This window comes from Maricaulis sp., assembly GCF_048270265.1.
Classification (GTDB): domain Bacteria; phylum Pseudomonadota; class Alphaproteobacteria; order Caulobacterales; family Maricaulaceae; genus Maricaulis.
Map to the genome: position 1 here is coordinate 55,001 of NZ_JBLWTD010000005.1, position 12,819 is coordinate 67,819.

The window sequence follows — 12,819 nt, forward strand, 5'->3', positions numbered from 1 at the left end:
CGGGCGGCTCACGCGTTTTGCTGCCGGGCGGCGTCGCGGACATAGCCCAGCGCCGCCAGCGCGGTCTGTTTCGGATCGAGATAGAGCCCGTCGGCCTCACCGGCGAGCGTATTGACCTCGCGCCAGGCATTGAGCCAGGGCGTCGGGTCGATCTGGTTCTCCGCCTGCTTGCGGGCGGCGTCATGGATCGCATTGGACAGCGCGGTATAGAAGACCGAGCGCAGCCCTTCGCTACCCTTGCGGGCCACCCGGTCAGCCAGCGCGCGGACTTCGCTGTCGCTGGCCGATGTGCCGCGGGCGACGACCTGCTTCACCTGGCTGGCCAGCTCGACACCACCCGAAGCGCACAGGGCCAGGGCCCGTCCGGGCGCCCCTCCGGCCAGGCGCGAGGCTGCCAGGGCCGACGCCTCGTCACTGACCGCACGCTGGGCGAGCAGCCATTGCGCCGTCGCCTCGATTTCCGGTGGCCGCAGCACCAGGGTGCGGCAGCGCGAGCGGATCGTGGCCGGCAGACGCCCCGGGGAATGCGCGACCAGCAGCAGCACGCCCTTTTGCGGCGGCTCCTCAAGGGTCTTGAGCAGGGCATTGGCGCCGTTATTGTTCATTTCGTCGACGCTATCGACCAGGCAGACGCGCCAGCCGCCATTGGCGCTGGCACTTTTTTCGAAGAAATGCGGCGCCTTGCGTGCCTCGTCGACGGTAATCTCGCCGCGCCAGCGCTTGCGCTTGTCGTCCCAGGGGCGCCGCAGAAGCAACAGGTCCGGACAGGCGCTGGCCTCGAGCAATTGGCAGATCGGATCGGTCGGGCTGGCGCCAAGCGGACCGTAGTCCGGCGCGGGTGCTGCCCCGAGTATCCGCCGCGCCGCGCGCCAGGCAAAGCTCGCCTTGCCGACCCCGCGCGGACCGGTAATCAGCCAGGCATGATGCATCCGCCCGCCGGTCAGCGCCGTGGCGAGACTGGTTTCGGCGGCTTCATGCCCGAAGAGGTCATAACGGTCCCGCGGTGCCAGGCAGCCGGGCTGAACATCCGAACCAAGCTCCGGATCCGTGCTCACAGCAGCCGCGCCCCGAGATGTCCGTCAATCGCCGCGACCGCATGGCGGAAGACGGTTTCGGCCGTTTCGCTGCCATCAATGACCAGGCAGCGCTCCGGATCGTCCTCGGCGATATCGAGGAAGGCCTGGCGCAAACGGCCGTGAAAGCCGGGATCAAACCGTTCGAACCGCGTTGCATCCTCGCCGCGCGCGATGGTGCGTTGGATGCCGACCTGGGGATTGATGTCGAGGATCAGGGTCAGGTCCGGCTTGAAATTGCCGAGAGCGGCCTGATGCAGCAACTTGATGCGTTCGATCGGCACACCGCCCGCGGCGCCCTGATAGGCGGTGGTGGAATCGGCGAACCGGTCAGACAGGACCCAGGCACCGCGTTGCAGGGCCGGCGCGATCAGGCGTTCAACATGGTCAACACGCGCGGCATACATCAGCAGGGCCTCGGTCATCGACGACCAGCGATCGGTTGAACCGGTCAGCAGGATATCCCGCAACAACTCGGCACCGGGTGTACCGCCCGGCTCACGCGTCACAACGACATCGATGCCGCGCGCGCGCAGTTTCTCGGCCAGAGCCTGGATCAGCGTTGTCTTGCCGGCCCCCTCTCCGCCTTCCAGCGTGATGAAATGTCCGCGCATATCAGCTGCCGCCGCGGATCATGTGAGCCAGCGCAGCGCCGATGCGGCCCATCATGCCCTTGCGGCCAACATTTTCAGATGCGTAGAGCGGATAGTCCTGGGTTTCATAACCAGGCGCCTCGACAACGAGACGGCCGATTTCCTGGCCGGCTTCGATCGGCGCCATCAAAGGCCCCTCATAGACGACGCTGACCGTCATGTTCCGGCGTGCGCGGCGGTGCAGTGCGACCTGGATGTCTTCGCCAACCTGCATGCCAACCGTATCGGCATCGCCCATGAACACGGCAGCGCGCTGATCCAGCACGGCGTCGGCGGCGAACAGGTCATAGACGGCAAAGTCCGACATGGCGGCACGCATCATGCGCTCGGCCTCGGCCGTGCGGCTGCGGTTGGACGGCATGCCGTTGAAGACGATAATGCGGCGTTCGCCATTGCGCTCGGCGGTGCCGACCAGGCCATAGCCGGCCGCTTCGGTATGACCGGTTTTCAGCCCGTCGGCGCCGGCGAAATTGCCCAGCAGCGGATTGCGATTGTATTGGCGGATGCCGTTATAGGTGAATTCGCGCTCGGCCCACATGCTGTAATATTGCGGGTGATCGCGGATCAGTATCCGGGCCAGCCGTGCCAGGTCGAGGGCGCTGATATTGTGGTCGGGATCGGGCCAGCCGGTGGCGTTGGCGAAATTGGCGCTGGTGAGGCCCAGCTCATGCGCCCGCGCCGTCATGGCATCGGCAAAGGCCGCTTCGCTGCCGGACAGGGCTTCGGCGAGCACGATGCAGGCATCGCCGCCGGACTGGATGATGACGCCGCGAAGCAAGTCATCCACTCGCGCCCGACTGTGAAGCTCCAGGAACATGGTCGACGACCCCGAGGCGGCGCCGCCGGTGCGCCAGGCATATTCGGAGACCGGGAGTTCATCATCCATCGACAGCGTGCCGGCCTCGATCGCCTCGAGCACCATCAGCACCGTCATCATCTTGCTCATCGAGGATGGCGCCATCGGCGTCTCGGCATCCTTGGCGAACAGGACCTGTCCGGTGTCGTAATCCATGATCACCGCGTGGGTGGCCTCGGTCTCGTATCTGTCCTGGGCCTGTGCCGGCGCAGCGGCCAGAACCGGTGCCAGCACGAGGGCGGCGATGGAGGCGAAAGTCGAAATGAGTGCGCGCACGTCTGAACGCTCCTGTAGGGAATCGTGAAGTTAGGCCGTGGAAGACGCCATACAAGCGCGGCGAGAGTGTGACGTCCAGCACCCAGACCTGAAGATGCGAGCGGGAAACTCAGTTATCCGCATCTGCCCGCGTCAATTCAGGGAGACGATCCGCGCATCGCGCACGCCATAGCTGGCCAGCCGGGTGCGGGCCTGATCGGCGCTTGGCCTGTCGCTCCAGCGGCCGACAAAGACACGGTAGAGCGTCTGCCCACCGGTTTCGACAGCCTGGACCCAGACCTCGCCGGCTGCCTCGATCCGGCTGGCGAAACGGTTGGCATTGCCCAGGTCGGAGAAGGCGCCCGCCTGGACCGTCAGCTCGCCGCCCGTGGCCGGCACCCAGGCCGGGGAGAAGGGCGCATCGCGTGCGACATCTTCCAGCGCCGGCACCGTGTCGGGTCCGCCGATATCGGCCAGCTGATAACCCGGATCCGGAGCCCCGGCGGCCGGATAGGCCGGTCCGAGGTAACGCACCCTCACCCGCGCCAGCCCGTTGGCCCGATAGCCCAGCTGGTCGGCGGCGGCACGGCTGAGATCGATCAGGCGATCATCGACAAAGGGACCGCGATCATTGATCCGAACCACGACCTGGCGGCCATTTTCCAGATTGGTGACCTCGGCGATCGAGGGAATGGGCAGCGTGGTATGCGCCGCCGTCATGGCGTTCTGGTCAAACACCTCGCCATTGGCGGTCGGCCGGCCATGAAAGGTCGGGCCATACCAGGAGGCGATGCCGGTGACGTCATAATCATCATCGCGTTGCGGCACATAGCGCTGGCCGCCAACCGTATAGGCGCGACCGACCTTCTGGTGGTCATCATCATCGGCAATCAGCACCGCCGTATCGACCCGGCGCGCCAGTTCAACCGGCGCCACTGCTGTTGCGGCCGGGAGCGGCGGCACGGCATCGCGCGAGAAGGACCGTGTCGGTTCCGGTGACGAGGCACAACCGGCCAGCAGGAGAAGAGCCAGCGCACTGGCAATAAACGAATGACGCAAAACGGGACCCACAAAGCTTGGCCAACCCAAATTCACGGCCACACTATCGCGCAATAGTGAAAGGAGGGTAAGCCGCTGCAACGCAGATATTGCGCTTATCCCCCGATGACCGCTATTGGGACCGACCGGAGAGGTGGCAGAGTGGTCGATTGCGGCGGTCTTGAAAACCGTTGAACCGCGAGGTTCCGGGGGTTCGAATCCCTCCCTCTCCGCCATTTTCCTGCCATCTATTGCCCCATCTCGCCCCCTGCGCCGGCCGGGCTTGGCCACCTGTTTGTACCGGATGTGCCTTTGAGTGGCGGCTGGCGGGCCTTCGTGTGCCATTGATGATGCCCTGGTGTGCGCCTGAATCGCCGGAAATTCGGTTGGAAAAAAGCAAAATGACGCGCAAAAACAATGCCATATCGTTTCCCGCTCCGGTTCCGCCCCTGTTTTTCCGATCTTCTGCCTCCCGCATTGCGTCCGAGGCCACCAGTATAACCGCACCCGGCATGGGGGTGGACAGGCCTGCGCCGGCCCGGCCCTTGTTCCTCGGGCTTCCGGTCGCAAATCGCGCCGACAGGCCGGTATCCAGATTCACCGTGCTGTTGGCAGGCCGTGCCTGCCGGCGCTGCGCTTCGGCTGCGGCAGCAGCACCATCGGTGGTTCATTGCCATTGACCCGGGCGCGCCCTGCCCCCTCCCTTGTGAGCGCGGGGCCGGGCCTCTATAGCAGGGGCGACAGAACAGTATTGGCGATTCCGCCGGCTGGGATTTCGGGGGGAATTGTGCGCGCTTCTATCGTTGGTCTGGCTATCGCCGGGATTTTTGCCGGAGGCGCTGCAGCGCAGACCCCCGCCGATCAGGTTTTCAGCGGTGAACTGACGGACTCCGCTCCGCAGCTTGTCTTCGACCTTCCCCTTGAGGCGGGCCAGATCGTCACCCTGCGCACGGCGTCGACCACGCGCCTCGATACGGTCCTGACCCTGCTGGGTCCCGATGGCTCGGTTCTCGCCTTCAATGATGACCAGGAGCCGGGCGTCCTGACCTCGCGCCTGGTGCATGTACCGGCCAGCTCCGGGGTCTACCGGGCCCAGATCGAGGGTTATGGCGGCGCGCTGGGCAGTTTCTCGCTGACGATGGGCTTTGGCCTGGATGTCGGCCTGTCGGATGCGGCGCAGACGCTGCGCGAAGAGACGGTCAGCTTCGACATGACGCAGACCGAAACGCGCTTTGATGCCGACCTTGCGGCCGGCGATATCCTCGTCGCCTCGACCTTCGCCCTCACCGAGGATCTCGATTCCACCCTCACCCTGCTGGATGGCAGCGGCACCATCCTGGCCCAGAATGATGACCGGGGTGATGGCTCGCTCAATTCACAGATCGTCTATCTGATCGAGGAAGCCGGGCGTTATCAGGTCGTGGTGGGCACATTCGGCGGCGATGGCGAGGGCGATCTCGCCTTTTCGCTGGCGACCGATCCGGAGGCCGAGCTCCCGTTTGATTTCACAGCTATCGAGGGCACGCCGCTTGCCCTGCACGAGGGCGCACTGGGTGATGACCAGCCCTCGATCACCTACCCGGTCGCGCTGCAGGCCGGACAGACCCTGCTCGTCCTGGCCGACACAGTCAGCGGCGATCTCGACCCTGTGCTGCGCCTGACCGGTCCGGATGGCTATCCGGTCGCGATGAATGATGATCGCGGCGACGGCTCCCTCAATTCCGCCTTTGCCTTTACCGCCCCGGAATCCACCACATACGAGCTTGAACTGGCCCGCTATCGCAGCGGCGACAGCAGCGGCGAATTCGAACTCGCGCTCTCCCTGGTCGATGCCTCGGTGGTCGGCGTCCTGCGGGACCTGCTGGAAAACTCGGTTGAACTGAGTGGCCCGGAATTGTTGATCCAGACTGAGGATTTCCGCGTCTATTACACGCTGGAAGGTGTCGATGCCTCCAGCACGCCCTATGCCGAACTGGTCGCCGAAACCCTGCAGGAAGTGCTCGAAACCCAGGTGGGCCGGATTGGCTGGGCCGAGCCCGTCCGCGATGATGACGGGCGTTACCGCGCCTATATCGCCGATGCCGACGGTTCGATGGGCGTCACACAGCCGGTCCAGATCGTGTTTGACAACCCCAACACCTCCGATGTTCGCGAAGCTGCGGCAGCGCGGACCCTGTTCATCATCGACAATGATTTCATTGGCATGGGCAAGACGGCACCGGTCGAGAGCCTGATGCGCGCCACGGTGACGCATGAATTCAACCATGTCGTCCAGTTCGGCTATGACGCCGAGGAAGGCCTGGACTGGCTCTATGAAGCCACCGCCTCATGGATCGAGACGACCACGGTCGGCAGCGACCAGGACGCCACCGATTATACCGAGACCGATTTCGAGACGCCGCAATTGTGCTGGACCACCACGGTGGAAGGCCATGATTACGGTCAATGGACCCTGCTGCAGTCGATGGCCGACAGTTATGGCGAGAACCTGATCGTCCAGGTCTGGGAAAACAGCGTCGAACTGGACGGGTTTGAAACGCTGCAGGCGGCGCTCGACGAGGTCGACACCACCATTCCCGATGTAATCCAGCGCTGGCGCGTCCAGAACTATGCGCGCGCCTATGATCTCGCCCCGCTCTTCCCGATTGCCGTGCATCGCCAGCACACCGTCGATCGCGAAGGCCGCTGGACATTGAAGGGCGGCCTGGAACAGCTCGGCGCCAATTATCTCGGCTTTGAACTCGATGGCCGCTACGCCATCACGCTGAACGGCGATGCCAATCTGGAAGTGCTCGCCCTGGGCCAGCGCAATGGCCAGATTGAGGTCATTCCGCTGGGCCAGGAAGGCGTGATCGACACCGCCGGCTTCGAGTCGACGGCATTGATGGTCTTCAACCGCGCCATGCCGGAAGCCCCGGGGCAGTGCAGCGGCGTGGGCTATACCATCGAAGTGTCCCCCTCGACCCGGCGCCCGGCCCGCTCCGCCTATCGCTTCCCGGATGACCATTTCGACATGGAACCAGCCGAGGTGGCGGCGGACCAGCCCTGATCCCGGCGGCCTGTGCCATGATGCGGTTCGCCAGGGAGGGCCGCATCATGCCAAACCGATCCAGACTTGCAGTGTGTCTCGCTGCGGGACTGACCCTGTCGGCCTGTGCGACCTGGACTGAACCGCTCGCTCTGGCGGTATGCGGGCCGGTCAAGCTGGAGCTCAAATACAAGGATGACGGTCATCTCGACACCGCCTATCTCGTCGCCCGCCATGCCGGCTGGAGCGCCGGGGACGCGGCCGAGCTGGCCTTCTTCACCCAGGCTCCCGATGATTTCGCCGCCGCCTATTCAGCGCCGAGCGGCACGGCGGGCCTTCTCGCGCTGAGACTGAACCGGCTGCACCTTCTGTCTTCGGTTTTGCATTCCCTGCATGGCGGCGACGCCGCCGCTGTCGCCTCACGCCAGCGGGGGCTGGCGCGGCTGGTTCGCGAACAGGTCGCGATCCATGATGATCCGGCACGACCGGATGAGCGCTGGAAGCTGGGCTTTCTGGTCCACGCCCTGGGTGACAGCTATGCCCATGTCTGGGGCATCAACCAGAACCTGCCAGGATCGGTGGCCTACAATCCGGTGGTCGGCCACATCCCGGATGGCCTCGTCCACGGCAATCCCGATGATATCGACGCCAATTTCGCCAATTACGCGCGCTATGCCCGCGCCCTGTTCGTCGCGCTCGATCGCGGTCAGGGCGATGCGGGGGCGCTTGAGGCCTATCTCGCCGATGTCGAACGTGCCACCACAGGCGGCGGCACGCCCGAGCTGATCCGCACCACCAGTACCGATGATTACCGCATCGCGCTCGGGGCGCAGCATCTCGACTGTCCCGGCTGGGCCGGCCAGCTGGACTATGACACCACCGTCCGCCCCTTCCTCGAGCAGGTTTCGGCCCGGCTCGAACAGGGCTGAGCCATCGGCTCGCTAGAACCCCTCATTCTCCGGTGGCAGGTCCGCTGCGCGGATCTGGCGGACCCCGGCCTTGACGCCGCAGACCCGGCGAGCCGTCTCGATGACCTGGCCGTGGGTAGCCAGTTGCGGGTTCGGGATCCAGGGCGTGCCCTCAAGCCTCGCCGGCGGCGTGCGGACATAGACCGACCAGTCGTCAAACATCCGCTCGCCCACCTCCGAATAGCCGGTCAGGACGAGATCATCATGATGCGGATTGCTCTCGATCCGCTTCAAGGTTGGATAGAGCAGGCTGCGCGGTCCCTCGAGCACCTGCACGAAATGCGGGCCGTCCACCAGCAATACGCCGGTCAGTCCGTGCCGGGGGTTATTGCGCAGGCCCGCCTGGAGAATACGCAATAATTCGCGATCCTCTTCCTGCGCATCGGCAACAATCCCGGTCCGCCGGCTGTAGAAGGCAAATCTGCAGAGCAGCATCGCATCCCCCTACCCGGCCCGTGCTTCGGCCATGAATTGCTCGACGCGCGCATTGAGCTGGCTCATCTCCTCGCGCACCGAGGCCGAGGAATCGGTGACCTGCCGCGCCGCCTCGCCGGCCTGGCGGACGCTGGCCTCAAGCGCGGTTGCCGCGCGCGAACTGTCCTGGTTGCCCGCCGCGGCTTCGGTCGTATTGCGCACGATCTCACGGGTCACCACCGATTGCTCCTCAACGGCGGCCGTGATCGTAACAGCAGCGGCATTGACCGAATTGATGGTGTCGCGAATGGCGTTGATGACGGAACTGGCGCGTGAGGTCGCCGCCTGTACATCAGAGATCTGGCGGGCGATCTCGTCGGTCGCCTTGGCGGTCTGGCCCGCCAGCGCTTTCACTTCACTCGCGACCACGGCGAATCCCTTGCCGGCCTCGCCGGCCCGTGCCGACTCAATGGTGGCATTGAGGGCCAGAAGATTCGTCTGTTCGGCGATCTCCTGGATCAGATTGACCACGCTGCCGATCTCGGCCGCGGCCTGATTGAGGTGATTCATCGTGTCGCTGGCCTCGGTCACCTGCTCGACGGCCTCGATCGTGATGGCCGAGGTGCGTGAGACCTGGTCGGCGATCTCGCGAGACGATGTCTCCATCTCGCCCGCCGCCACCGAGACCGATTTGACATTGGCCGCAGCCTCCTCCGCACCGGCTGCCGCTGTCGAGGCCTGACCGAGCGTGCTTTCAACCACCTGCGAGACCAGCGCCGCAGCGTCATCAAGCGCGCGGGAGGTATCCGTCAGGCGGCCGATCACGCCGGACACGCCCTGTTCGAACGTGTCGGCCACTTCCAGGCGGCTCTTGCGGGCCTTGGCCTCGGCTTCCTCCAGATAGATCGAGATCGCCAGTTCCATGTCGAGAAAAATCGCGCGCACCAGGGCGTCGATACGGGCCTCCAGCTGGCTTGTATCCGGCTTGCCGAACCCGGCTATGCCGGAGCGGACGCCAAGCCGCGCCGCCGAGACGAGCAGTTCCGACGCCACGGTGGCATAGCCGGCGATGTAGTAGCGCGGCTCCAGCCCGATATCGCTGTGCACCCGTCCGATACGACGGACGGTGTCGAAATAGGTCTCGTTGTACTCGCCGCTAAGAATATTGTTCCAGTGATCGACCTGCTTCGTCTTCGCATGCTCGCGATGCTGGTCATCGCGGAACAGGTGAGCGACTTCCGGCGCCCGCGAAACGGTGGCGTAAAACCGGCTGAGGCCGCGATCGATACTGTCCGCCAGCGGCTCACGCAGCTCGCGCAAGCGCTCGCGGACCCCCGCATCAATGCCCATGAAATCGAGCCTCGGCTCCCCGGTAGTGTCTGACATAAATCCCTCCGTCAGCTGTCACGGCTGCGGGTTTATTTCCCGCAATCCGAGCAATTGACCGGAGTGTGCGCGACCGGATGGTTAACAAGCGTTAACGACGAAAACATCCGCGAGATAAAGATATTTCGACTTACTTATCTGTATCTTGGCAACATCCGCATGACACCCCGCCGAGGCCGGCCCCGAGTTGCGCCTGGCCTTTCAGGGTGATGCGCCCGCCCCATTGCACTTCCGTGCGGGCGAATTCGGGTTCGGAGATAGCGACCGTCACCGTGTGCCACATATACCGGTTGGGGCCGGTCCCGATCGGTGTGTGGATCGAGCGCATCGCACGCGGCTTCGCCGGGGGCTGACAATGCCAGACATGACCGGCGGCACCGGCCACGGCACCGTCCTGCTTGAGCGCAGACAGCGTCCGGATGCCTTCCATGAAGGAGGTCAGCCCGGCATGCGCGACCGGTTCGTTCTCCGCGCAGGGATGAAAAGGCGAAAGGCGAGACCGGTTACCTTCACTTGAAGCAAGCAGCGTAAAAGGCTCGCCGCCCTCGATCAGACACAACATATGCGGTGACAGGCGCACGGTAAGCATGACCTGGTCAAGCAGTGAAATCTGCTCGGGTGCGCCCAGCAATCTTTCTATCCGTCGGAGAATATCTCCTCTGGGTCGAATCTGCTCAGCTTCAAGTCGTGACAAGTATCCCTGACTTATATGCAGAATTTCGGCCAGTGTTTGTTGCTTCATACCAGCCTGTAGTCGAAGTTTTCTTAGCTTTGCGCCCCAACCTTCCCTCATATGTCATCACCTTCACTCTCGCCCTCTCCCCAGGCAGCCGGAATGTAGGTCAAAGATATTTTGCGCCCTAAGCCTTTGCGCAGAATTATGAAATAAAGAAATTTCAATATCAGACTGATTTGCTTGGTTAATGTGGATTCCGGATGGGGTTTCGAGCCGTCCTTCCGGGGCTCCGGACGCCCGGCACGGGCCGTAACCGACCGCCTGTCACCCGGCGCAAACCGGCCCGGTTTCCGGCATCAGAACCGGAGCAAGAAACTACGCCAGGCCCATAGGCGCGCGCCTAGCCAGCCGGATCGCCGCGCGCCGAGCGCCAGGCGGAGAGCACACTTTCGCGCACCTCGACCGATTGCACATCGACCGCCCGGCCGAGGGCCTGCAAATCAGCGCGCGCCGCGTGCAATTGATCCACCAGCGACATCACCAATGCCAGCGCCTCATCGGCGAGCTCGTGGGTTTCTTCCAGTTCGCAAACCAGCTCCAGCCGCGCCCGGTCTGTGGCCGAAAAACGTGGCCCGTCACCGGATTCCAGCGGCATGACGATACCGATCTCGATATAGGTCTCGAGCCGGTCAGGCGTGAGCATGGTGATCGCAGCGATGGTTTCCTCGGCGGTCAGCGGCCCGGTCATGACATCATCTCCTTGCGCGGATCATAGCTATGGGTTTCGCGCCAGCTTTCCATGAAACTCTTCAAGGCGTCATCAATCTCGGGCGGGGTGATGATACGCAGTTCGACTCGCTGGTCGCCGCGCGGTTTCTTGCCCGTGGGCTGAACCCCGCGGCCGCGCAGGCGCAGGATCTGGCCACTGCTGGCCCCGGCCGGAATGCTCAGGCTGACCGGACCGTCGATGGTCGGCGTCTGCACCTTGCCGCCGAGCACGGCCTCATCCATCGAGATCGGCAGCGTCAGCACGATATCATTGCCTTCGCGGCGGAACACCTTGTGTGGCCGCACACTCAACGTCACCAGGGCATCGCCATTGGGGCCCTCGCCCATGCCCTCGCCGCCCTTCCCGCGCAGGCGGATGGTCTGGCCGTCGGCGGTGCCGGTAGGGATTTTCACATCCAGGCTCTGGCCATCCGGCAGGGTGATGCGCTTTTGGGCGCCCTTGGCGGCCTCGAGAAAGTCGAGCTCGAGCTGGTAGCGCCGGTCCGGACCGGGCGCATTGAAGGCCCAGTCGCCACGATCATGGGCCTGTCCGCGGCCACGCTGGCGCAGGATTTCCTCGAAAATGCCGGAAGCGTCAAAATCATCAAACCCGCCGGCGCCCTCATGCCGGGGGCCACCGGCACCGGAATAGTCGCGATAGAATTTGCGTTCCGGGGCCCGCTCGGCGCCGCTGGCATCGATCTCGCCCTTGTCATAGCGGGCGCGCTGGGCCGGATCCTTCAGCAGGTCATGGGCCTCGGTCGCCTCGATAAAGCGGGACTGGGCGTCGGGGTCATCCGGATTGAGATCGGGATGGCTGGTCCGGACGATCTTGCGATAGGCTTTCTTGATCTCGTCGGCCGTGGCGGTCTTGCTGACGCCCAGCACTTCATAGGGATCACGGGACATGCGCACCTCAAAGCAGGAATAATGGCGCCATTGTCACCCTTTGCGACCGTCGCACAAGCGGGGGGCGACCAATTGCCTCGCTTGCGCCGGAGGCGGTTTGATCCCAGATCGGGGGCGCAAGACCTGTCGCCAGCCACTCCCGGCTGCGCCCTCTCCGGCTGAAAAGGATCGCCCCCATGAGCTACACGATCAACCGCGTCTTTGCCGGCGCTGATTTCGCAGACATCGATGCGCGGACCCGTGCGGCCCTGGCGCAAAAGGGTTTCGGCGTGCTGACAGAGATTGATGTCCAGGCCGTGATGAAAAAGAAGATCAATGCCGACCTGCCCGCCTACCGCATTCTCGGCGCCTGCAATCCGCAGATGGCGCACGAGGCCATCCTCCTGGAGCCGCGCGTCGGGGCGATGCTGCCCTGCAATGTCATCATCCGCCAGACCGGAGACGGCGTCGAAGTCAGCGCGATTGATCCGGCCGCCTCGATGATGGCGATCGACAATGGAGGGCTCAAGGCCGTGGCCGGTCAGGTACGGGACATGCTCGCCGAGGCCGTGGCCGCGATCTGATTGGCTCAGCGCCGGCTGCCGGGGTGCCAGAAAGCCTTCAGAAGCCAGCCGACCGCGCCGCCGAGCAGGAAACTGAAACCGATCACCACGATCCGGCTGGTATGGAAGCTCCAGAACAGCACGGTCAGTTCCACGTCCGACATGTTCTGCAAGGCAAACAGCACCAGCAGTGCGATCAACGCACCTGCCAGCCAGAGTTTGTAGTGCCGCATGCTGCTATCCTCGCCAGATG

The 12,819-nt window shown here is 64.2% G+C and carries 13 protein-coding genes and 1 tRNA gene; 4 read left to right on the forward strand and 10 right to left on the reverse strand.

What is annotated here, in order from left to right:
• Window positions 1-8: 8 nt before the first annotated feature.
• The 4 genes from ACN0YF_RS03995 to ACN0YF_RS04010 form a co-directional block, all read right to left on the reverse strand.
• Complete coding sequence (locus ACN0YF_RS03995; RefSeq protein ID WP_417493437.1) at window positions 9-1,055, reverse strand: DNA polymerase III subunit delta'; 1,047 nt, start codon at window positions 1,053-1,055, stop codon at window positions 9-11.
• Window positions 1,052-1,687 (reverse strand): dTMP kinase, encoded by a 636-nt coding sequence (gene tmk / locus ACN0YF_RS04000; protein ID WP_417493438.1) that lies wholly within the window; start codon window positions 1,685-1,687, stop codon window positions 1,052-1,054. The genes ACN0YF_RS03995 and tmk overlap by 4 nt, the downstream gene beginning before the upstream one ends.
• Window position 1,688: 1 nt before the next feature.
• The gene (locus ACN0YF_RS04005) at window positions 1,689-2,858 is read right to left on the reverse strand and encodes a D-alanyl-D-alanine carboxypeptidase family protein (RefSeq protein ID WP_417493439.1); all 1,170 of its coding nucleotides are present in this window, start codon (window positions 2,856-2,858) and stop codon (window positions 1,689-1,691) included.
• A 132-nt stretch (window positions 2,859-2,990) separates the two neighbouring features.
• Window positions 2,991-3,896, reverse strand: a complete 906-nt coding sequence (locus tag ACN0YF_RS04010) for a septal ring lytic transglycosylase RlpA family protein (protein WP_417493440.1) — start codon at window positions 3,894-3,896, stop codon at window positions 2,991-2,993.
• 127 nt (window positions 3,897-4,023) lie between these two features.
• Between ACN0YF_RS04010 and ACN0YF_RS04015 the strand changes: the two genes are divergently transcribed.
• The 3 genes from ACN0YF_RS04015 to ACN0YF_RS04025 all read left to right on the forward strand — a co-directional run bounded on the left by ACN0YF_RS04015 (window position 4,024) and on the right by ACN0YF_RS04025 (window position 7,832).
• Window positions 4,024-4,111 (forward strand) — tRNA-Ser (locus ACN0YF_RS04015).
• Window positions 4,112-4,662: 551 nt separating this feature from the next.
• Window positions 4,663-6,924 (forward strand): PPC domain-containing protein, encoded by a 2,262-nt coding sequence (locus tag ACN0YF_RS04020; protein ID WP_417493441.1) that lies wholly within the window; start codon window positions 4,663-4,665, stop codon window positions 6,922-6,924.
• Between the two features lie 47 nt (window positions 6,925-6,971).
• Window positions 6,972-7,832 (forward strand): hypothetical protein, encoded by an 861-nt coding sequence (locus tag ACN0YF_RS04025; RefSeq protein ID WP_417493442.1) that lies wholly within the window; start codon window positions 6,972-6,974, stop codon window positions 7,830-7,832.
• A 12-nt stretch (window positions 7,833-7,844) separates the two neighbouring features.
• Here the strand turns inward: ACN0YF_RS04025 and ACN0YF_RS04030 are convergent, their stop codons facing one another.
• The 5 genes from ACN0YF_RS04030 to ACN0YF_RS04050 form a co-directional block, all read right to left on the reverse strand.
• Complete coding sequence (locus tag ACN0YF_RS04030; RefSeq protein WP_417481778.1) at window positions 7,845-8,306, reverse strand: BLUF domain-containing protein; 462 nt, start codon at window positions 8,304-8,306, stop codon at window positions 7,845-7,847.
• Window positions 8,307-8,315: 9 nt separating this feature from the next.
• Window positions 8,316-9,671 (reverse strand): protoglobin domain-containing protein, encoded by a 1,356-nt coding sequence (locus ACN0YF_RS04035; RefSeq protein WP_417481777.1) that lies wholly within the window; start codon window positions 9,669-9,671, stop codon window positions 8,316-8,318.
• A 130-nt stretch (window positions 9,672-9,801) separates the two neighbouring features.
• Entirely contained in the window at window positions 9,802-10,464 is a 663-nt protein-coding gene (locus tag ACN0YF_RS04040) for a helix-turn-helix domain-containing protein (protein ID WP_417493443.1), read from the reverse strand.
• A 283-nt stretch (window positions 10,465-10,747) separates the two neighbouring features.
• Entirely contained in the window at window positions 10,748-11,095 is a 348-nt protein-coding gene (locus tag ACN0YF_RS04045; RefSeq protein ID WP_417493444.1) for a hypothetical protein, read from the reverse strand.
• Complete coding sequence (locus ACN0YF_RS04050) at window positions 11,092-12,024, reverse strand: DnaJ C-terminal domain-containing protein (RefSeq protein WP_417493445.1); 933 nt, start codon at window positions 12,022-12,024, stop codon at window positions 11,092-11,094. The genes ACN0YF_RS04045 and ACN0YF_RS04050 overlap by 4 nt, the downstream gene beginning before the upstream one ends.
• Before the next feature lie 176 nt (window positions 12,025-12,200).
• Between ACN0YF_RS04050 and ACN0YF_RS04055 the strand changes: the two genes are divergently transcribed.
• Window positions 12,201-12,587: a DUF302 domain-containing protein gene (locus ACN0YF_RS04055; protein ID WP_417481773.1), complete on the forward strand. Its 387-nt coding sequence runs from the start codon at window positions 12,201-12,203 to the stop codon at window positions 12,585-12,587.
• 5 nt (window positions 12,588-12,592) lie between these two features.
• Here ACN0YF_RS04055 and ACN0YF_RS04060 read toward each other — a convergent pair whose 3' ends face one another.
• The gene (locus ACN0YF_RS04060) at window positions 12,593-12,799 is read right to left on the reverse strand and encodes a lipopolysaccharide assembly protein LapA domain-containing protein (RefSeq protein ID WP_417481772.1); all 207 of its coding nucleotides are present in this window, start codon (window positions 12,797-12,799) and stop codon (window positions 12,593-12,595) included.
• Between the last annotated feature and the right edge of the window lie 20 nt (window positions 12,800-12,819).

Coding starts and splice junctions, on each gene's coding strand:
- tmk (WP_417493438.1), bottom strand. CDS start 1,687: ATGCGCGGACATTTCATCACGCTGGAAGGCGGAGAGGGGGCCGGCAAG.
- ACN0YF_RS04025 (WP_417493442.1), top strand. CDS start 6,972: ATGCCAAACCGATCCAGACTTGCAGTGTGTCTCGCTGCGGGACTGACC.
- ACN0YF_RS04030 (WP_417481778.1), bottom strand. CDS start 8,306: ATGCTGCTCTGCAGATTTGCCTTCTACAGCCGGCGGACCGGGATTGTT.
- ACN0YF_RS04035 (WP_417481777.1), bottom strand. CDS start 9,671: ATGTCAGACACTACCGGGGAGCCGAGGCTCGATTTCATGGGCATTGAT.
- ACN0YF_RS04040 (WP_417493443.1), bottom strand. CDS start 10,464: ATGAGGGAAGGTTGGGGCGCAAAGCTAAGAAAACTTCGACTACAGGCT.
- ACN0YF_RS04045 (WP_417493444.1), bottom strand. CDS start 11,095: ATGACCGGGCCGCTGACCGCCGAGGAAACCATCGCTGCGATCACCATG.
- ACN0YF_RS04050 (WP_417493445.1), bottom strand. CDS start 12,024: ATGTCCCGTGATCCCTATGAAGTGCTGGGCGTCAGCAAGACCGCCACG.
- ACN0YF_RS04055 (WP_417481773.1), top strand. CDS start 12,201: ATGAGCTACACGATCAACCGCGTCTTTGCCGGCGCTGATTTCGCAGAC.
- ACN0YF_RS04060 (WP_417481772.1), bottom strand. CDS start 12,799: ATGCGGCACTACAAACTCTGGCTGGCAGGTGCGTTGATCGCACTGCTG.